The following is a 17,890-nucleotide window of genomic DNA, read 5'->3' as shown; positions in this document are numbered from 1 at the left end:
GCTGGCGATCACCCGACGAGTTCGAAGGCGGTTACCATCAACAGGTTCCAGCCGGAACCAGATAATCCGCTCTCCGGATTAGCGGGGGAACCTCAGCGCCGCTGCATTCCACGGTGGTGGCGGCATTGCTGGCTGCTGGTCGGGCGAGTGGGCGGGTTGATACGCGGACTCTACTGGTGGAGTTGATGCGGGCGGATTCGGTGGGGCGCTGGGGACGGATCCAGCTGTATTCGGGAGATCCGGATGCTGTTGGGCGCAAGCCGGTTTCGGAGCCGGTCGGGTCGGGCTCGTTCAGTTGGAACGGGGTGCCGTTGACCGATGCTTGCGCGGCGGGGATGGAGGTCGCGGGGCGGCTGGCGTATCGGTATGAGCTGTGGCCATTGCCGGTGGGGATGTTGGTGTTGGGGTTGGTCGCCGACGAGAGGTCGGCGGCCGCTCGGGCGTTGCGGGAGGATGGGCTGGATCGGATCGGGCTGCTGGACGCGATTCAGTCGGATGTGCTCGGGACGCGGTTGGACGGCATCGACTCGGTGCTGCCGATGGTGCTCGGTGAGACCGGGCAAATGCTCCGGACGCCGCCGAAACGCCAAGCAGTGGTGCCCCGCGCACCGAGGTCACCAGCGACGCCGAGGCAACCGTCGAAGCCGAGGTCACCGTCGAAGCCGTGGTCGCGGCGGCGGCGGTGGGCGGTCGCGGGGGCGGTCGTGATCTGCATGGCTCTGTCCTACATCGTCAACATGCAATTGGCGAAGCGTGGTGAAAAGCCGTCGCTCGTCGCGAATACCGCTGAGGTGCGAGATGTCTGGGCGATGCGCGACGGATGCGACAGCCCGCGGACGTACTACCCGGCGATGGACGCCTATACCGGAAGCGGTCCGCATCGGGTCACCACGTACATCACCAGCGATATGGGGAGCATCGAGCCCTTGACCCTGTCCGATGCCAATGTGCCATCGCAGTGGGGGTCACCGGCATTCACACATCCTGATATGCACCGGATTCAGCTCATCGCGTGTCTGGGGCAGGCCGATGAGGGTGTGCTCATCAAAGACTGCTGGTTCGACGGAGGCAAGACGCTGCCCATGTATCAGGGCATCTACCAGGCGACCCTCTACGAAGCCAAGACCGGCCGGAAAGTTGCGTCCGAGCGGGTCATGGGCAAACGCGAGGAAGGTTGTCCAGTCCTGGTGATGACACTCGGCAAGCTGTATTCCGAACCCGGTCTCAGTGAACTCCAGCAGTCCCTCGGAAAGTACGTCGACCAGTAGCGCCGTGCAGCCGATGCGCGCACCGCTGCGTCGCCGAGTTCTGCATCCCTGCACCGATGCTCCCCCGCACTCAGCCCAAGGAGTAGAGCGGCACAAAGGTGCACGGCGGTGTGAGGGCATGCGCGGGGTCGAGCGCGTTCGCGACCATCGCGACCGCGGCCGGCGAGTATGGCTGCGCGAAATGCTGCGAAAGATCAATGGGGCAAGCGTCATTGATGTACCGGGTGACCGCGTTGGGCGCACCAGCCGGTGCGCGCATTCCGCCGAGCAGGCCGATCTCATCGGTGAGATCGGTGATCTGGGTGTACTCGATCGCCGGTTGCAGCGGTTGGATCTTTTCCCATGCCCACGGGTCGACGAAGTTCAGGTACAACGGTGGAATACGTCCGTTGTTCAGGATCGATTGGAACAGCGACTCGGGAATGATGTTGCGCGCCAATGCCGTAACATCGACCGGAAGTCCGGTCGGCGCATACGGCGATGACATCAGAACCATTTTCCCGACCTTGTCCGCACCGCCGAGGACATTGAGGTAGTAGCGATCGACGAGTCCGCCCTGGGAATGCCCGACCAAATCGACTCGCGCCGCGCCGGTCGCGGCCAGCACCCGATCCACCACATCGCGAACCTCGATCGCCGAATTCGGAATCGGATCCATACCGTTGAGCCCCGGCGGAATGCGGTAGACCGTGCGCCCGTAATCCACTGTGAAGACACAGAATCCGAGATTGCTCAGGTAGGGGGCGAGCGAGGTCCAATTCACCGCCGCGGACAGAAATGTCGAGCCGGTCAGGACCACCGGCGTGGGGTGGTCGGCGGACGGGCGGCACGAATAGTCGTTCGCGCCGGGAACAGGGCCGTCCCATCCGCTGACCGCGACCCGGATCATCTCGCTATTGCCAAAGGGCACAGGCAGTGACTGCGCGTGCGCGACTGTGCCGAAACCGGTCAGGACGGCGATTGCCGCGCACGCTGCGGTCGCAAATCGCCCGAATCCTGACATTAGGCATCTCCTGGTCGTAGACAACGCGGTTGGGCGGTCGGAAGTCTTCCGGCCGCGTCGGTGCAGTCTTACCGACCGAGACCTTGTCGACTACCGGCAGAGCGATGAAAATCCACGGTGGACACCGGGCACATGCATAGTCGCACTACCCGGTTCCGACGTCGTTCAGTGTTGGCAGAGCCATTCGGTGCCGTAGTGTCCGGCATTGCCGCCCTCGAGGTGAACCCAGCGGCCATCGCCTTCACAGGGTGCGCCCGCGACCTTGTCGCCGTTCTGCGCCGGGGTGGTCGTCTCGACCGGCGGGGGCGTCGTAATATCCGGTCCCGCACCGTGATTGGGGTTGGTGCAGATGGTGCCCTCGCACGGGACCCAGGTGCCGTCGCCGTTCGGATTCGGGATGGCGTTGGGGCCGACGTAACTGCCGAGCGGGCAGCCCGGATCTTGATTCTTCGCACAGTATTCGGCGCCGAGGTTGTTGCCGGTGGAGCCGTCCGCTCCACGCTTCTCGGTGGTCGTCGGAACGGGCTGCACCGAGGTGGGGGTGATCGACGTCGTCGTCGCGACCGCTCGAGTGGTCGAGGCGGCGGTGGTGCTCGGCGAGGTCGTGGAGCTGCTGGAACATGCTGCGGCACTGGCGATCAGAGCCAGCCCCGCTAGGGCTATGAATAGACGCTTCACTGGTCAGAGCCTTTCTCGAGTCACACGAGGATGGTCGCGACGCTGATTGCTACTGCCCGCGAGCGACGCAGCGGAACCAGCCATGGAAGCTGATTTCGCAGAAGGCGCCGGCATGAGACAGCTTCGGCCCGAACGGACCCTGGTCATTGGCGACCGCGAAGAAGTCGGGATTGCCACCGGGCTGAGTGAAGGGCTGGCTGAAGTCGTAGCTGGGGTGGAGACCGCCTGCGTCCTGGATGGACTGCGGCGCGGGAATCGACACCGGAATCCCGCCGCCCAGCGGAATCGACAGCACCTGAACCGGGCCCCAGCCATCGCACCCGATCACGCCGTCGGGGGTGATCGCGCAGTTCTTCCCGCCGTAGTTGAAGTACACCGAGCCCTCGGGTGCGGCGTTGGCCGCGGGCATGGCGGCAATCGGGACCGCGATACCCGCGATAGCGGCGGCCACCAGCGCTAGACGTTTCATGACGGAGCTCCTCACTGCCGGTTCCTGGAAGGTGATCATTGATCACAAAGCAAGCATCGAACACGTTGAGCGAATAGTTAGCAACTATGTGGCTAGCGTCACACATGAAGGTCATGACGCGCATGACCGCGCACCGAGGCGTGTCGAGGCGCGCACGGGGTGGATTTCCGTGGTGATTTCGAGCCCCGGCCACGAATCGAGCTGCAGCACAGAAATTCCCGCGACCGAGGGCCGCACGCAGTGGTATCAATTGGGGCGTGCGGCGATTCGAAATGGTCGACCTCGGCTACGAGCTGGCAGTATCCCTCCGCCCAGGAAATTCCGATGTGCCCGTCATCCACATCAATGCCCTGGGAACAGGACGAGATCAATGGGATCAGGTTCTGCTGCAACCGCATCGGCATCCCACGCTCACCTACGATCGACCCGGTATAGGTGACAGCGGCTCGCTCCCAAGACATTTGGCTGAGCAGCCACGCACACTCGGCTCCCTCGCCGACGAGCTGCACCAGCTGGTCAACGGACTGGGGATCGACTCACCCCACGTGGTGGTCGGACATTCGATCGGCGGCCTGATCGCGATGTTGTATGCCGCGCGATACTGCGCAGACACAGCCGGGATCGTTCTAGTCGACGCGACGACCCTGGATCACCTAATCGACGCGGACTGGCCCGAACACGAGGGCGACGAACGGGACCAACCCAGTCCCGGATCGTCGAAATTGGATCCCGCCGCATCACTGGTCGAGCTGCGAACTGCGGTCGTCCCGCCGATGCCGGCCGTGGTCCTGGCCAGTGCGCAGGGCCGATGGTTGCGACTGACACCGGACGAGGCAGCCGAGTATGCGCCCCTTACCCCCGAAGTACTCGAGGACCGGTGGCAGCACGGACAAAGAACGCTCGCCGACACCCTGGACGCGCTCCTCGTCGTCGCCGACACAGCCGGACACCACATCCCCGCAGACCAACCCGACTTGGTAGCCGCCTGCATCGCCGCAGTCCTCGCCGCAGTGCGCAACGATCAATCGGTCACCATTCCCGCAGACCAACTCCAGCGCGTCGGCGGCTCATGCCCCACCCACTGAATCGACGCCAAAGACGCTCTCCCCGATCACAACTCGCAGCCAAGACACCGCAGCACTCGGAACAATCCGGCAGCGCTCGCTCGGTCATCCTCGAGCAGCATCTGGCGGCCAAACAATATCGACGGGAACGCCTTTCGCTCGGGCCAGCTCGACCACGGTGCCGGTGCCGCCCTGCTCGCTGGGCTGGCCGTCCCACACCGCGATCAGCTGATCGCAGGTGCCGACAACCGCTTCGTTGGCGGCTTCGTACGCCTCGCGCCCCGCATCGTCAAAATCCATGACGCGCACGATTGCCGCGCGAGCGATCAAGCCATCGAACACTTCCGCGTGATCCGGCTTGACCTTCCGCTCTCGATAGCTCCGCGACGGCAGCACAACCTCCAACCGGCCGCCGACATCGAGGACAGCCTGCGCGAACACACTATCGGCGCCCCGCGCGATACAACTGACACCAACCAAACCGGCCGGATCGCCTGTAGCCGAGAGGATTCGAACGATCTCGCGATAGATCGCGGGCACCGAATCCCGCGTGATGTTCATGTGCCCCGTAACACCGATGCGAGTCATGCCCACCTATATACCGCGCCAACCATCCGATCGATCGATTCCCGCCGTCGGCCGGGTGAGGTAAAGGGGCGGACGAAAGTGGCTCGAACGCTTACGCATCAGCGAGATACGAAGTGCGTCAGTTGCTTCGAAGTCGGTCGCGTGAACCAACTCCGCAACTCGACGAATCGTCAATGCGTCGATGCCACGAGCGGAGGCATCACCCGCGTATCGATCGATGACATCCATCGCATCCTCGGCAGGTCGCCGTGTCGGCGGCCGTGTCCGCAATCGCCGCCGCTCGACATCAATGTCGCTGTAGCCACGATCTCGCCGAAGGAGTTGTTCGACCTCGGCGAGCGTCGGTGCATGAGACAGGCGCGAAGCCAACGACGATTCGTACAGATCAGCGGTGGAGACTTCGTACACCGCCGCCGAATCGTCGGTAATCCGAACCAGGGCATCACGTTGAGTTTCGGCCTGGCCACGCCATCCGCCTGCCGCGACCGCGAGCAGAGCGTTCGCTTCGGACGGATGCCATTCCCAAATTCCTTCATAGGCAAGGACATCCGATGGAACGAGTTGCTTCACGACTTGCCCACCAAGGCGATCCAGGCATCCGTGAAGCTCATCCTCGGTCAACTCTCCGTCGAGCCCGATCCCGGCGACCAGTACTCGCACCGGCAGCTTCGTCATCACTGCTGCCGCCAACGCCAACGAATCGGCAAGAGGACTCCGCAGACTCGCTTCATGCCCTTCGGCGAGGATATCTCCCCCGACATCGATAACCACAATGGAATCCGCGCCGAAAACCTCAGCAGCGCCGCAGATTTGAGATGCCAGCCCCGGAGCCCCCGCGCTGGCATCCATCAGGAGCAGCGGCAGCGAAAGATGTTGCGCGAGGCGGGGAATCGTAGATCGCCCGCCTGTCCGCAGGCTGGCCGTCGCAGGAATCTCCGCGACCGACCCGCTCAGGCTGATCAGTCCGTCGAAGTCCGCCACCGACCGCGGGCCGGGAGTCGGATCGATCATGAGCCGGTCCCACGAGTAGGTCAGTACGGCTGACACTTCAAGGTCCGGCATCGCAGACGCGATTACGGCCGCAGTGACGGCATCACCACCACCACCTGCGGCAACCGCCAACGCCCTGCTCATCGAAGCATCGACCTCGAGCACGATGTCCGCATCACCCTTGTATACCGGACGACTCGATCGGATTCCGGACTACCGCCACGGCCATGCAGGGCCCGGTCCGAATAGGGTCGAGGACATGACAGAGGCAAGGGTGTGGTCAGTTACCTCCACAACGCCAACCGTGGAGGATGCGCAGATGATCGCCCGGACCGTGGTGGCTGAGCGGCTCGCCGCCGGAGCCGAAGTGTCAGGCCCGGCCATGTCGGTGTTCTGGCACAACGACGAACTTGGCGAAGGTCAGGAATGGCGAGTCACGCTCAAGACGTCGGTCATGGTTCGGAACAAGCTCGCCAAGCGGATTCAGGAGCTTCATCCCTGGGCAGGTGCAGCCGAAATCGTCGCAACCCCCGTCGAATGGGCGACCGAGTACTACGTGGCTTGGGTCGAGAAGGTCACAGCCGCAGTGGAATAGCCGTGCTTCTGACAACCGCTACTGGCCATGCCCGGTCGTGCTGGTGTTCTTGGGGCGGTACCGCAGAACCACCACATCGTCGAGCGTACTGGCGTCAACGAACTCGAGTCGCCGACGCGTTCCTCCGGGAAACTGCGCCGGATTGACGAAGCGAGGTGCATCACTCTGGCCAATCAGCAAGGGCGCCAACGCATAACGCAACTCATCGGCGAGTCCAGCCTCCAGAAAAGCCGTATGGATGTGTGTGCCACCTTCTACAATCAACTGCCCGACCCCGCGCCGACCGAGGTCATCAAGGAGCGTTCCCCAGAAGTCGGCGTCCGGAATGGCGACAACATCCGCCACCGAGGCGAGCTTCACTCCGATCTTTTCCGCACCCTCAACCGTGGTGTACACCAAAGGTTTTCCGGCCTCGATGTGCTGGTGAAACATCCGAGCATCGGGGTCGATGTCACCCGATGCGGTCACGGTGACCTTCAGCAGGTTCGCCGGTTTCCCTGCGGCAACGCGCGACTCTCGCCGTTCCTGGCTGCGTAACCACAGCCGCGGGTTGTCTCTGCGCACGGTCTCGGCGCCGATCAGGATGGCGTCGGATTCGGCGCGTAACTGGTCAACACCGTCGAAGTCGCGCTCGTTGGACAAATAGAGGCGTTCGGGAATGGTGTCATCGATATAACCGTCGAGGCTGACGGCGACGGAGAGAACTACACGGGGTCGGGACACTCCTGCGCCTTCCAGGTAGAGAAGGCGTCCTGGAACTCCGCGACGCCCGGTTGCGTACTGGCGCCATCGATCATGCCCGAAAGGTGCCGGACCTTGTGCAGGATGCGGGCCGATCGCGTTCCCACTCCGATTTGCAACGCCTCTAATCCCAGCGCTGCGGCAGGTTCGATCTCACCCGCGTTCATATGGGCCACTGCGGCGCGGGCGAGATATACCCCTTTGTCCCGAGGGAAGCCCAGTTGCATGCGAGACATGGCATCAGCGAACTGATTTGTGGCTCTCACGAATTCACCACACTCCGCAAAGGTATGGGCTTGATGCGCATCGATGTAGGAGTCATCGAGAAACATCCCCCACCTCGGATCGTGGTCTGCCCGTTCGACGATCAAGCGCGCTTGATCGTATGTGCGTGCGCTTGCGACGAGGTCATCGTCGAGCGCGAGCGCGTGCGCACGGAACGTCAGGGACGCTGCGGCGAAGAGGGAATCGTCAGGCGCGCTACGTTGCGCCGCGACAGCCAACTCGTCAGCCTCTGCTCCGTCACCTTGGTCGCATGCCAGTTGGCTCATCCGAACCAACGACAGGCCGATGTAGTAGTCGTCAGCCAACTGGTGAGACCACTGCAACGCACGCGCGGCCCAGAACTGGGCATTGACGAAATCTCGCTGGTCCTGAAACTGCCAAGCTGCCGTCTCGGCGAACAGGGCACGCATCCGCAAGATGCCCTCAGGATCACCAACTTTCGACCGCTTGAGTTGGTCCAACAGGTCTAGGGCACTCACAACGTGCGGAAGGGTTTGCGCCGAGCCGTAGATGTTGTCGGACTCGATCAGAGACATTCTCAATGAGTCAAAATGCTTTGCGTGGTCGATCTGAGCATTCGAGAACAGACCGGCGAATACCTTACCCGTCAGCGAACGTCGCACCGGCACCTTGCTTTTGGACATCGCCGCCCAGATCGCGCCGGCCCCGATTCCCGTGACGAAGCTCCGACGCGGTACCGAAACGAGAACAAGCTCGCCGGTGAGGGTTCGAGCGGAAACGACGACGCAATCATCAGCGTCCGTTTCGGACGGAGTGTCGACCTCCGCTACTGCTATGCCCGATGTAGGTTCTGATTCGAGCAACGCCTGAAGGCGCCGTACCACATCAGAATCCGCAGCAGCCAGCTTCTGGTCCATGCGCGCCGCGTAAGCACTACTTAAGGTAATGGTCGCCCCACGACGTTCCCACTTTTTGACGGTGTCAAGTGATACACCGACATACTCCGCAAACGGCCCTTGCTTGAGCCGCAAAGCTATTCGAAACGCCTTGGTTTCAACGCCTGTCCATTGGGCACACGTGGCCATCGGCCTTCCCCTAACCGACTTGGTGGCCCGAGAGTACCCGCGCAGTACACCTCCAGTCACTTCTTTCCTCGGTTGACGACGGCCACAGTGGGAAGTAGCGCCCGGGACGCCGGATTGGGTCACTCTCCCACGGAGGGGATACGCGCTCGTTCCGGATGTAGTCCACACCGTGCAAGGAAAACATTTGCCGCCCAGCAGGTTCCACGCGGAGGGGAAGAAGTAACCGCCATGGCACTCACCGAACAAGAAGCGCGAGTACTGGGAGCCGTGGCCGCGATGGCCGGATCGGATTCGGCGACCGTGGCCGAACTCTCCCAACTAACAGGGCTGACCGAACCACCAGTTCGCAATGCCCTGATGCGGCTCTCGCGCACTGGATTGGTGCGCTGCACGCCACAGGGTCCGGCACGTTGGCGGCCGACCGATCGCGGCCGCATGGCAATCGGCCGATCCGCGTACCGCGAATATGTGGTGATGCGATGACCCACGTTGCGGGCAAATACCTGAGTCCAGGACTCGCGGGCAAGCGCCACAACGTCGGCTACCGAGGTGGTCGGCAATGAGGACACGGTCGGCTATTGGCTATCTGCGCGTCGACGTTTCGGGTAGCCGGCGGGAGCAAGACGAGGACGCCATGTGGTGCATGGCGAGGCTGCTGAGAATGGATCTGACGTTGGTCGTTTACGACTATGACGATGATCGAGACCCCGGCCGGTTGCTGAGCCTGCTGCGGGTCGAGGGCGCTGACGCGGTCCTCGCACCGGGGGCTGAACACCTCTCCGACAACGACATTGCGGTGTTGTTCCCTCTTGCGGAAGTCTTCTGCATCGAGGAAACGCGTTTGTACACCATTCACTGTGCAGACAGCACCGAGCCTGAAGGCACGCTCCGCATCACTGATATCGCCGAACGGATAGCAGAGGTGGAGTCATGGGTGTGAGGTCTTTGCCCTTGCGAACGGCAGTCGGATTTCTGCGTTGAGGAGTGTCCGGGGCGCGACGGCGGGCAGATGAGGATGAGATCCATGATGTCGCAGAGAGACTCGGGTACATCGTGGCGGCGATCGTTTATGACGTGGCGCGGCGGAGCGAGCCGCTAATGCAGTTGAAAACGGTCGCGTGGGGTCAGGATGCCGAGGCTGTAATCACGCCCAGCGCACGGCATTTGAGCTATGACGAAGCAGTCGGCGAGATCGTCGCTACCTCCGATGTGGTCTACCTCGACACTGCCCAGCGTTTCCGGAGGGAAAGGACCGGAGTGACCATGACCGATCTCTGGAATCCCGAACCCAGCGGCGGTACGAACGAGGCGTGCGTCGAACGCATTGCCTTGGACGGTGTCACTGACTGAAACCCATGCCGTGCATGACTGTTCGGAGGTGGGCGTCGAAGAGGGCGTCGGGGTCGGCGATCAGGGAGGTGAGGCTGCCGAAGACTTCGGCGGCGATGAAGCCGAGGATGGAGGCCCAGCCGTTGAGGATGATGCCGGGGATGGGGGTGTCGGGGAGTGAGTCTGTGTCTAGGAGTGATTTCAGGAGGGGGCCCGCGGTCAGTGGTGGGACCTGGGTTGCGGATGGGTCGGCTGCGCCGGAGGCAATGGCGGCGAGGTAGCCGGAGGAGACGAGGGTGAGTAGTCGGCCTGCTGCGGGGCCGGTGTCTTCGGGGCGGGCTTCGAAGCCGGGGATGGGGGTGCCGTTGATGAGGGCGAAGTCGGCGGGGTGGGTCAGGGCCCAGTGGCGAGTGGCCAGGCAGAGGGTTCGCCATTGCGCGGTGGGGTTGGGGTCCGCGGTGGCTTGGGCTTCGGTGATCGCATCGTTCAGCGCGTCGTACGCGTCGACGCAGAGGGCGGTGACCAGGGCGGTTTGGTTGTCGAAGTAGCGGAACAGGGCCGCGGGGGACATGCGCATCGAGCGGGCGATACCGCGCAGGGAGAGGCCGCCGGTGCCTTCGGTCGCGAGCTGCTGTCGCGCATGCGACTTGATCTCGGCCACCGTCGCGGCTCGGCGCTCGGCTCGGCGGGTGACCGTCCCGGGGGCGGGGTCCGGCATCGAGGGGCATCCCTTCGTCGCGGAGGCGGCGTACTCGCGGTTGGTTTCGCCGACCTGTTCACATTGTGATCACTGTACGCGAATCGACTGCCGCGTTCGGCCCGTCAATCGAGATGTGGCGACGCGATCGTTGACACCCATCCCAGAAGAGTGAACACTGATCGCATAGTGATCACTGGTTGCAGAAGAATGCAGGATCAGACCTAGGAGGGCTTCGTGGCCACACTCACTGCTCGCGCTCACCTCATTCGCGAACGCATCATGAGCCAGGTTCGGGACTCGGGAACCGTGCCGACCGTCGCGGAATTGCGGACGGAATTCGGTTTGTCGGACGACGAAATGCGCAGTGAGCTGCGCGATCTCGAGGGCGCGATCTGCGTAGCCGTGCAGGATGACGAGCATGCGGGCAGTCCGGTCTTTCAGGGTGAGCCGCTCGCGAATCCGCAACCGCCCCTCGGCGAGATCGTCTACGCGCGGCCCTTCGCCGCGTTCGCGAACCACTACCGCGTCACCGTCGACGGCGTGCAGCGCTGGTTCGCCGAATGCGCGGTCGAAGCATGTGCGATCTCCGGCCAGTTCCCCGGAGCCGAGGTGGTGGTCGACTCGGTGTGCAGGCAGACCGGTGCGCCCATTCAGCTGGTCGAGCGGGATGGCATTCTGGTCGACTTCGCGCCGCGAACCCTGCGCGTCCACCTGGGTTATCCGGTCCGGGAGATGCCGCACCGGGTCGTCGGATGGTGCGACTACAACAGCTTTTTCGCCTCGGAGGACGCCGTGAGGCAGTGGCAGGACGAACACCCCGAGATCCACGGCATCACCCGCGCCCCCGAACACATGGCGGCGCTCATCACCGAAAGCCTCGGCAAAGGACGCCTCGGCCACGACTATCAGCCGCGATTCTCGATGACGAACATGCTGCGCAACGGCCCCCGCTTCGGCCTCACCCGCGAATCTCGCTTGGGGATACCGCTTCCCGACCCGTTCTGGCTGCCGACCCCGAAGATGCTGGTCGAATGGCGGCGACACGGGCTGGGGAACTTCATCCGGGTCGGGCTGTAGGACCTCGGCGATACGTATATTCGCGCGAACCAGGTTTCCGCGCGAACCATCGTGAAAGGGCTTCGCCAATGACGAACTCGGTTCGAACGTCACCGTACGCGCTGTTCGGCGGCTTCGACCTGCGCCCGCTCATTCGCGCCGAACGCACGGATCTGGCCGCGCTGCTGCGCACCCTGTCACCGCCGGAGTGGGAAACGCCATCGTTGTGCGCTGGATGGCGAGTGCGCGATGTCGTGGCGCATCTGCTGCACGACTCCATGCCGGTCGCGACCTATCTCGGCGATGCCACGAAAGCGCGCCTATCCCTGCACCGGCTCAACGACATTCAGGTGCGGCGAGCGGCGACCTGGTCGACCGACGAGCTGATCGACCGCGTCGAATCCTCGATCGACGCCGGACTGGGCGCGACCGTGCTCCCCCGACTTTCCTTGGTGGACCTGGTGATTCACCATCAGGACATCCGCCGCCCACTGGGTCGCGAGCGGGTGATCCCCCCGGAGCGTCTGCGCGCCGTCCTCGACAATCCCGACCCGTTCGCGGGCGCGACACGACGCATGCGGGATCTGCGCCTGATCGCCGACGACATGGACTGGCAGTACGGGCAAGGTCCCGAAGTGCGCGGACCCGGCGAGGCGATCGCGATGAGCCTGGCAGGTCGCGCCGCCGCCCTCGGCGAACTCGAAGGCGATGGGGTGCAGGTACTTACCGCACGTGTGTCACGCTCTACGGCGGGCTGATTCGCCCGCGGATCCCAGCCCAGCGACGGGGACGGCGGCGGCATCAGCCTGAATGGGATATGTGTCGCTGGCATCGGGCATGAGGTGCTGGACAATCACGTGGCCGTCGGTCTCGTAGCGAGTGGGGACCGGCCGGCCCAGAGCGTCGTAAGCCCAGGGCGGGTTCGTGTGGGACACAACGTTGCCGACCGCGTCGAGGATGTCTATCGAGCGGTCGGGGTTCGCGCGGATCCGGCCGCCCGGCGGAAGGTCCTGCGGAAAGTGGTATTCACGTGGACAGTTCGGGCAGTGCATGAGGATGAAGGATTGTTCGTCCCCGGGGCCTGCCGATATCGATGCCGTCTCCGGCGTTAGCACACGTAGAGCACTCATGACGATGTCCCACCCTGTTACCTCGTCCTCTGAACCGATACGGTGCGGTTCCGTATCCAGGATGGGTTCGAGGTGTTCGGTTGGCAACCGGATCGGCTCGCGACAACGCTCGCGCAAGGGCCGCTTTCGCCGAGCCGATTCGGACATCGCCCCGGTCGGCGGCAGCCCAAGAAGGCGACGAATTCACATCGTGAGACAGATCACTATCGGCGAAATCCCCGGGACCGCGGCGCGGTCGGCAGCTACCGCGGAGTGGACGGCATAGTCAGCAGCGGGATGGTGATGTCGTCGATCAGATGCAGGACGAAATCCTCATCGAGCGGCCGGCCGAGGACCGCCACACGATGAAACATCATGGCCGGGAAAATATCCCGCACATACTCCCAGCCGTCGGGGCGGGCGATCTCCCCGCGCCGATGGGCATTGGCGAGGATGGCGGCGAAGGCATCGTGACGAGGCTGGTCTACGGCCTCGGTGATCGCCGCGCGGATGGCGGCGTCCTTTGCCATCGCGGTGGCCATGCCCGCCAGCACCTCATCACGTAAAGTGTTGCGCTCCAAGAAAACTCGCGCCAGTGCGAGGAGGTCGCCGCGCAGTGTCCCGATGTCGGGGGCTTCAGCCTTCCACTCCAGGGTTCGCACCGCGTCGACCACCAGTTCGGCTTTGCCCTTCCACCGCCGGTACGCGGCCGCCTTCCCCGCTCCGGCACGCGCCGCGACCGCTTCCATGCTCAGCCGGTCGTATCCAACCTCCGCCAGCAACTCCTGAGCAGCCCGCAATAGCGCGCTGTCGAGACGATCATCTCGCGGCCTGCCCATGCTCCGACGACTCTGCGGCATCCCCGTCCTGACCGTTGCGCTCACCGGTTTACGAGACGGTCTAGTCTCGCATCTGTTCATACGACAGAGGGGCCGACACGGCCGACTCGCCGGGTATCCGGAAACGAATCTCGCGCATCCTGTTTGAGGTTCGATCACCGGGGTAGCACTCGGCCAGTCGGCCAACTTTGAAAGAGGAATCGCCATGTCCGAGGCAATACTTCCCACCGAAGCATCCCGGCAGTCTCATGGAGCCGGGGACAGCTATGACGATATCGAACCCCTGTTCCAGGAGCTGGCCGAGTTCCCGGCCGACGACCCGCGGCGCGCACACAAGCGCGATCAGATCATCGAAGCCTGCCTGCCGCTGGCCGTGCATATCGCGCGCCGCTTCACCGGACGCGGCGAGTCGTTCGACGACCTGAACCAAATCGCCCGTTTGGGATTGGTGCAGGCCGTGGATCGCTTCGATGTCTCGCGCGGCACCACCTTCCTGTCGTTCGCGGTGCCCACGATCATGGGTGAGGTGCGCCGGTACTTCCGGGACCACACCTGGGCGGTGCGGGTGCCGCGCCGGGCCAAGGAATTGCAGCAACAGCTGGGACCGGTGACCGAGGCGTTGTCGCAGCGGCTCGGTCGCATGCCCACGGCCCGGGAAATCGCCGCCGAGCTCGATGTCGACCTGGTGGAGGTCACCCAGGCGATGATCGCGCGCAATGCGTACCAGACCAGCTCGCTCGACACCCCCCGCGGGGATGAGGAGTCCGGCCCGGCGCCGATCGCGGAAACCCTCGGAAGCGAGGAGCCGAGCTATCGACTGCTCGAGGACGCGATGGCGGTGCGGCCGTTGCTCGCGGCGCTGCCCGAGCGCGAACGCCAGATTCTGGTGTGGCGCTTCTTCGAGAATCGCACTCAGGCACAGATCGCCGCGCGGTTGAACATCTCGCAGATGCAGGTGTCGCGCATCCTTACCAAGACATTGACCGAATTGCGCGAGCAAGCCCTCGGTCCGGCCGAGTACGCGCGAAGCGCCTGAGCCGAACTCGGTCGGTCAGCTGCCACTCCAGCCGCCGGTGTACGCGCCGCCCAAGAGGCGACGCCGCCGGCGGCGTTTGGCGTCCTGATCGGATTGCTGCTGCTCGGTCGAGGATTTCTGCTCGGTCGCCGGTTCGGGATCGCGCTTCGTCTTGCGGAAGATTCCCATGTCGGACTCCTGTTCGGTAGGCGCGGGCTCACTTTCCCACTAGGAAAGTAACGATCCACTTTCCCACCGGGAAAGTCAAGAGCCCGCCCCCGCGAGAACCTCTCCGGGCCGGGAAATTTCGAGCGTCGGCTACCGCGCGCTAATGCGCCGGCACGCGCTCGTGCAGGGTGAGCAGAGCGTGATCGAAGACCGCCACGGTCGAGGGCACCTCGGGTGGCAGGCCGGGCAGTTCCTCGATGAGCTGTTCGGCCAGCACCCGCAGTTTCACGTTGGTCTCCTGCGAACGCCAGGTCAGCACCCGAAATGCCTGATCCGAGTTGATCCGGTACATCCGCATCAGCACGCCCTTGGCCTGCTCGATCGTCGCGCGCGCCTCCAGCATCTCCGGCAGGCGCTCATCGAGAGTGGAACGCGCTGCGGCGGCCAGGGTTTCGCTGAGATCGATGTAGAAGCCGGATGTACCGACCGGGGTGTCGTCGTCATCGAAGATGCGATCGGCAACGACCATGACCGTATGTTCGCGCCCGTCCCGGTCCATGAACCGGTGCCGACTGGAGAACGGCGCACCCTGATCGATCGATCGCGCGATCGCGGCGGCGACATGTTCGCGATCCTCCGGATGTTTGTGCGCCAGTAGCAATTCCGTGGTCGGCTCGATCTCGCCGGGGCGGTAGCCGTGCATGCGGTACAGCTCCGGGGACCACTCCCAGCGCTGCGATTCGAACCAGAATCGGAAACTCCCGGTCACCGGACCCGCATGCGAAGGCGCCGCCCGGTCCGGTGCGTGCGCACCGGCGTGTGTGGTCTTGGGATCGGTGCTCGTAGGCCCCGCCGCGGGAGCGCGGTGCCGGAGAAATACCTCGTGCGCGCCCGTGGTGCCCGGGTTCCGCTCGCGCGTCATCGGTTGTCCTCCTTGTTCGAAGCTGTCAGTGTTTATCTTCCGCGGATCGCACAATATCTGTGTCGATAGGTATAGATTTTGTAATCCCGCTACGATGAAAACACAAGCCCGCCGACGAGAGTTTCTCGCGCACAGCATGGAGGATTCGCATTGCCCCACCCTGAGACGACCCCGCAGGAGCCACATCTGCCCGCCGGTAGCCGCGGTGTGTACAGCATCTCGGTCGCGGCCGAGCTCGCGGGCATCAGCGTGCAGACCCTGCGGCTCTACGAACAGCACGGACTACTCACCCCCGCACGCAGCCCCGGCGGTACCCGGCGCTACAGCGGCGACGATCTGGCCGTGCTGCAACGCATCACCGCGCTGGCGGATGAGGGCGTGAACCTGTCCGCGATCGCGCGCATTCTCGAACTGGAAGACACCAATACCGATCTGCGGGCGCATAACGACCGCCTGGAGGAAGACAACCAGCGTCTTCGCGGCGGCAACTGAACGATGGGCGACCGGACCGGCACCCGGTCCAGCGCAACCTATTTCGGCTGTTTACTCGGGCTTTTCGGCGGCACCGGTGATGTTTCGAACCATGCCGCCGAAGATGACGGCATGAAACGGCGCAATGGCGTGCCAGTAGAGATGCCCGGCCAATCCGTGCGGTTCGAACAGCGCACGCTGGCGGTAGTGTGAGCCGCCGCCCACCCGTGGGGTGACGGTCAATTCCAGCCATGCGCGCCCGGGTACGCGCATTTCCGCGCGCAGCAACAGGCGATGGCCACGCTCGAGGCTTTCCACGCGCCACCAATCCAGGGCGTCGCCCTCGCGCAGCAGATTCGGATGCCGCCGGCCGCGCCGCAGACCCGCACCGCCCACCAGGCGATCGATCCAGCCACGCAAAGCCCAGGCCAGGGGGAACGAGTACCAGCCGTTGACACCGCCGATCGATTCCAGCACCGACCACAGGGTCGCCGGATCGGCGGTGGAATCCTGTTCGCGGACATCGGAATACGCCGAACCGCCGGACCATTCCGGATCGGTCGGCAGCGGGTTCGACGGTGCGTCCGAGGGGCTGGCATCGGACCAGCGGGTCAGGACGTCCAGGGTTCGAATCCGTTCCAGCGCCAGGCTCACCGCGCGCGGATACGGCGTGAGACCGCCGGGCGGATCGGGAATCCATTGCGCGATACGATGATCGGCGCAGACGACATCGTTGACCAGCGATTCCATCAGCGGTACCGCGATCGACCGGGGCACCGGGGTCACCAGATTCACCCATTGCGCCGACAGCCACGGTGTCAGCACCGGGACCGGCATGATCAGCCGGTGCGGCAGTTCGGCGACCTCGCTGTAGCCGCGCATCATGCCCAGGTAGGTGAGCACGTCCGGACCGCCGATATCGAAGGCGTCGTTGACCGTTCGCGGTAGCTCGGCGGCGGCGGTCAGGTAGTAGATGACATCACGCACCGCGATGGGCTGAATGCGGTTGCGCACCCAGCGCGGTGTCACCATCACCGGCAACCGCTCGGTGAGATAGCGCAGCATCTCGAAACTGGCCGAGCCCGAACCGATGATGACCGCCGCCCGCAGCACCACCGCCGGGGTGGCGCAATCCAGGAAGATCTGACCGACCTCGGCACGCGAGGCCAGATGCCGGGACAGGTTTTGCCCGGCCGGGGTGATCCCGCCCAGGTAGACGATCCGGGCGAGTTCGGCGCGGTCGGCCTCGGCGGCGACGATCCGCGCCGCGTCGCGATCGATATCGGCGAAATCGTGCCGGGTCAGCGAGTGCACCAGATAGTAGAGAACCTCCTGGTCCGCCACGGCGGCTCGGACGTCCTCGGCGCGGGTGACATCACCCTGGACCACCTCGACACGGTCCCGCCAGGGCGCGTCATCGAGTTTGCCCGGGTCCCGGGCGAACAGTCGCACCTCATGACCGGCTGCCAGCAACTCCGGCACCAGTCTGCCGCCGATGTAGCCGGTGGCTCCGAATACCACGCATCGCATGCGATCACTCCTCTCGGTGGCGAA

The 17,890-nt window shown here is 64.2% G+C and carries 21 protein-coding genes and 1 pseudogene; 10 read left to right on the top strand and 12 right to left on the bottom strand.

What is annotated here, in order from left to right:
• The first annotated feature begins 176 nt into the window (after positions 1-176).
• The gene (locus AB0L82_RS38740; protein WP_364648644.1) at positions 177-1,268 is read left to right on the top strand and encodes a hypothetical protein; all 1,092 of its coding nucleotides are present in this window, start codon (positions 177-179) and stop codon (positions 1,266-1,268) included.
• Between the two features lie 70 nt (positions 1,269-1,338).
• Here AB0L82_RS38740 and AB0L82_RS38735 read toward each other — a convergent pair whose 3' ends face one another.
• The 3 genes and pseudogenes from AB0L82_RS38735 to AB0L82_RS38725 form a co-directional block, all read right to left on the bottom strand.
• A complete protein-coding gene (locus AB0L82_RS38735) occupies positions 1,339-2,178 on the bottom strand; it encodes an alpha/beta fold hydrolase (RefSeq protein WP_364648642.1) in 840 nt (279 codons plus the stop codon).
• Positions 2,179-2,436: 258 nt separating this feature from the next.
• Positions 2,437-2,772: pseudogene (locus AB0L82_RS38730) on the bottom strand (hypothetical protein); the annotation flags it as partial.
• A 226-nt stretch (positions 2,773-2,998) separates the two neighbouring features.
• Positions 2,999-3,418: a hypothetical protein gene (locus AB0L82_RS38725; protein WP_364648639.1), complete on the bottom strand. Its 420-nt coding sequence runs from the start codon at positions 3,416-3,418 to the stop codon at positions 2,999-3,001.
• 257 nt (positions 3,419-3,675) lie between these two features.
• Between AB0L82_RS38725 and AB0L82_RS38720 the strand changes: the two genes are divergently transcribed.
• Positions 3,676-4,503: an alpha/beta fold hydrolase gene (locus AB0L82_RS38720; protein ID WP_364648636.1), complete on the top strand. Its 828-nt coding sequence runs from the start codon at positions 3,676-3,678 to the stop codon at positions 4,501-4,503.
• A gap of 84 nt (positions 4,504-4,587) precedes the next feature.
• Here the strand turns inward: AB0L82_RS38720 and AB0L82_RS38715 are convergent, their stop codons facing one another.
• Positions 4,588-5,070: a hypothetical protein gene (locus AB0L82_RS38715; RefSeq protein ID WP_364648634.1), complete on the bottom strand. Its 483-nt coding sequence runs from the start codon at positions 5,068-5,070 to the stop codon at positions 4,588-4,590.
• Positions 5,071-5,076: 6 nt separating this feature from the next.
• Positions 5,077-6,225, bottom strand: coding sequence for a DUF1152 domain-containing protein (locus tag AB0L82_RS38710; RefSeq protein WP_364648631.1), 1,149 nt, complete (start codon positions 6,223-6,225; stop codon positions 5,077-5,079).
• A 1-nt stretch (position 6,226) separates the two neighbouring features.
• On the opposite strand from AB0L82_RS38710, the gene cutA reads away from it, so the two are divergent.
• Positions 6,227-6,655 (top strand): divalent cation tolerance protein CutA, encoded by a 429-nt coding sequence (gene cutA / locus AB0L82_RS38705; protein ID WP_364648628.1) that lies wholly within the window; start codon positions 6,227-6,229, stop codon positions 6,653-6,655.
• 18 nt (positions 6,656-6,673) lie between these two features.
• Here the strand turns inward: cutA and AB0L82_RS38700 are convergent, their stop codons facing one another.
• Both AB0L82_RS38700 and AB0L82_RS38695 read right to left on the bottom strand, forming a co-directional pair.
• The gene (locus AB0L82_RS38700; RefSeq protein ID WP_364648625.1) at positions 6,674-7,378 is read right to left on the bottom strand and encodes a dihydrofolate reductase family protein; all 705 of its coding nucleotides are present in this window, start codon (positions 7,376-7,378) and stop codon (positions 6,674-6,676) included.
• Positions 7,360-8,559, bottom strand: coding sequence for a hypothetical protein (locus AB0L82_RS38695; RefSeq protein WP_364648622.1), 1,200 nt, complete (start codon positions 8,557-8,559; stop codon positions 7,360-7,362). Before AB0L82_RS38695 ends, AB0L82_RS38700 begins: the two co-directional genes overlap by 19 nt.
• A 396-nt stretch (positions 8,560-8,955) precedes the next feature.
• On the opposite strand from AB0L82_RS38695, the gene AB0L82_RS38690 reads away from it, so the two are divergent.
• From AB0L82_RS38690 to AB0L82_RS38680, 3 genes are all read left to right on the top strand, one after another.
• Positions 8,956-9,210 carry a hypothetical protein gene (locus AB0L82_RS38690; RefSeq protein WP_364648619.1) on the top strand — a complete coding sequence of 85 codons (255 nt, stop codon included), beginning with the start codon at positions 8,956-8,958 and terminating at the stop codon, positions 9,208-9,210.
• A 178-nt stretch (positions 9,211-9,388) separates the two neighbouring features.
• Positions 9,389-9,667: a hypothetical protein gene (locus AB0L82_RS38685; RefSeq protein WP_364648616.1), complete on the top strand. Its 279-nt coding sequence runs from the start codon at positions 9,389-9,391 to the stop codon at positions 9,665-9,667.
• 113 nt (positions 9,668-9,780) lie between these two features.
• Positions 9,781-10,077 (top strand): hypothetical protein, encoded by a 297-nt coding sequence (locus AB0L82_RS38680; protein WP_364648613.1) that lies wholly within the window; start codon positions 9,781-9,783, stop codon positions 10,075-10,077.
• On the opposite strand, the gene AB0L82_RS38675 is transcribed toward AB0L82_RS38680, so the two are convergent.
• Positions 10,067-10,774 (bottom strand): TetR/AcrR family transcriptional regulator, encoded by a 708-nt coding sequence (locus AB0L82_RS38675; protein ID WP_364648610.1) that lies wholly within the window; start codon positions 10,772-10,774, stop codon positions 10,067-10,069. The two genes, AB0L82_RS38680 and AB0L82_RS38675, sit on opposite strands and share 11 nt — an antisense overlap.
• A gap of 216 nt (positions 10,775-10,990) precedes the next feature.
• On the opposite strand from AB0L82_RS38675, the gene AB0L82_RS38670 reads away from it, so the two are divergent.
• Complete coding sequence (locus AB0L82_RS38670; RefSeq protein WP_364648607.1) at positions 10,991-11,833, top strand: alkylmercury lyase family protein; 843 nt, start codon at positions 10,991-10,993, stop codon at positions 11,831-11,833.
• 68 nt (positions 11,834-11,901) lie between these two features.
• Complete coding sequence (locus AB0L82_RS38665) at positions 11,902-12,570, top strand: maleylpyruvate isomerase family mycothiol-dependent enzyme (protein WP_364648604.1); 669 nt, start codon at positions 11,902-11,904, stop codon at positions 12,568-12,570.
• A 614-nt stretch (positions 12,571-13,184) separates the two neighbouring features.
• Here the strand turns inward: AB0L82_RS38665 and AB0L82_RS38660 are convergent.
• A complete protein-coding gene (locus AB0L82_RS38660) occupies positions 13,185-13,760 on the bottom strand; it encodes a TetR-like C-terminal domain-containing protein (protein ID WP_364648601.1) in 576 nt (191 codons plus the stop codon).
• 205 nt (positions 13,761-13,965) lie between these two features.
• Here AB0L82_RS38660 and AB0L82_RS38655 point away from each other — a divergent pair, with 205 nt between their 5' ends.
• Positions 13,966-14,796 carry an RNA polymerase sigma factor SigF gene (locus AB0L82_RS38655; RefSeq protein WP_364648598.1) on the top strand — a complete coding sequence of 277 codons (831 nt, stop codon included), beginning with the start codon at positions 13,966-13,968 and terminating at the stop codon, positions 14,794-14,796.
• A 15-nt stretch (positions 14,797-14,811) separates the two neighbouring features.
• Here the strand turns inward: AB0L82_RS38655 and AB0L82_RS38650 are convergent, their stop codons facing one another.
• Both AB0L82_RS38650 and AB0L82_RS38645 read right to left on the bottom strand, forming a co-directional pair.
• The gene (locus tag AB0L82_RS38650) at positions 14,812-14,964 is read right to left on the bottom strand and encodes a hypothetical protein (protein WP_364648595.1); all 153 of its coding nucleotides are present in this window, start codon (positions 14,962-14,964) and stop codon (positions 14,812-14,814) included.
• Between the two features lie 139 nt (positions 14,965-15,103).
• Complete coding sequence (locus AB0L82_RS38645) at positions 15,104-15,865, bottom strand: PAS and ANTAR domain-containing protein (RefSeq protein ID WP_364648592.1); 762 nt, start codon at positions 15,863-15,865, stop codon at positions 15,104-15,106.
• Positions 15,866-16,015: 150 nt separating this feature from the next.
• On the opposite strand from AB0L82_RS38645, the gene AB0L82_RS38640 reads away from it, so the two are divergent.
• The gene (locus AB0L82_RS38640; RefSeq protein ID WP_364648589.1) at positions 16,016-16,357 is read left to right on the top strand and encodes a MerR family transcriptional regulator; all 342 of its coding nucleotides are present in this window, start codon (positions 16,016-16,018) and stop codon (positions 16,355-16,357) included.
• A gap of 51 nt (positions 16,358-16,408) precedes the next feature.
• Here the strand turns inward: AB0L82_RS38640 and AB0L82_RS38635 are convergent, their stop codons facing one another.
• Positions 16,409-17,866: an SDR family oxidoreductase gene (locus AB0L82_RS38635; protein ID WP_364648586.1), complete on the bottom strand. Its 1,458-nt coding sequence runs from the start codon at positions 17,864-17,866 to the stop codon at positions 16,409-16,411.
• Between the last annotated feature and the right edge of the window lie 24 nt (positions 17,867-17,890).

It is taken from the genome of Nocardia sp. NPDC052001, assembly GCF_040680615.1.
Lineage (GTDB): Bacteria > Actinomycetota > Actinomycetes > Mycobacteriales > Mycobacteriaceae > Nocardia.
The sequence above is the reverse complement of the archived record's forward strand: the minus strand, read 5'-3'. Positions and strand labels throughout refer to the sequence as shown.

What these genes read in the sequence shown, in the direction of transcription:
- AB0L82_RS38635 (WP_364648586.1), bottom strand. Translation starts at nt 17,866, where the DNA reads ATGCGATGCGTGGTATTCGGAGCCACCGGCTACATCGGCGGCAGACTG.
- AB0L82_RS38695 (WP_364648622.1), bottom strand. Translation starts at nt 8,559, where the DNA reads ATGGACCAGAAGCTGGCTGCTGCGGATTCTGATGTGGTACGGCGCCTT.
- AB0L82_RS38725 (WP_364648639.1), bottom strand. Translation starts at nt 3,418, where the DNA reads ATGAAACGTCTAGCGCTGGTGGCCGCCGCTATCGCGGGTATCGCGGTC.
- AB0L82_RS38715 (WP_364648634.1), bottom strand. Translation starts at nt 5,070, where the DNA reads ATGACTCGCATCGGTGTTACGGGGCACATGAACATCACGCGGGATTCG.
- AB0L82_RS38665 (WP_364648604.1), top strand. Translation starts at nt 11,902, where the DNA reads ATGACGAACTCGGTTCGAACGTCACCGTACGCGCTGTTCGGCGGCTTC.
- AB0L82_RS38690 (WP_364648619.1), top strand. Translation starts at nt 8,956, where the DNA reads ATGGCACTCACCGAACAAGAAGCGCGAGTACTGGGAGCCGTGGCCGCG.
- AB0L82_RS38685 (WP_364648616.1), top strand. Translation starts at nt 9,389, where the DNA reads ATGGATCTGACGTTGGTCGTTTACGACTATGACGATGATCGAGACCCC.
- AB0L82_RS38650 (WP_364648595.1), bottom strand. Translation starts at nt 14,964, where the DNA reads ATGGGAATCTTCCGCAAGACGAAGCGCGATCCCGAACCGGCGACCGAG.
- AB0L82_RS38675 (WP_364648610.1), bottom strand. Translation starts at nt 10,774, where the DNA reads ATGCCGGACCCCGCCCCCGGGACGGTCACCCGCCGAGCCGAGCGCCGA.
- AB0L82_RS38655 (WP_364648598.1), top strand. Translation starts at nt 13,966, where the DNA reads ATGTCCGAGGCAATACTTCCCACCGAAGCATCCCGGCAGTCTCATGGA.
- AB0L82_RS38645 (WP_364648592.1), bottom strand. Translation starts at nt 15,865, where the DNA reads ATGACGCGCGAGCGGAACCCGGGCACCACGGGCGCGCACGAGGTATTT.
- cutA (WP_364648628.1), top strand. Translation starts at nt 6,227, where the DNA reads ATGTCCGCATCACCCTTGTATACCGGACGACTCGATCGGATTCCGGAC.
- AB0L82_RS38660 (WP_364648601.1), bottom strand. Translation starts at nt 13,760, where the DNA reads ATGGGCAGGCCGCGAGATGATCGTCTCGACAGCGCGCTATTGCGGGCT.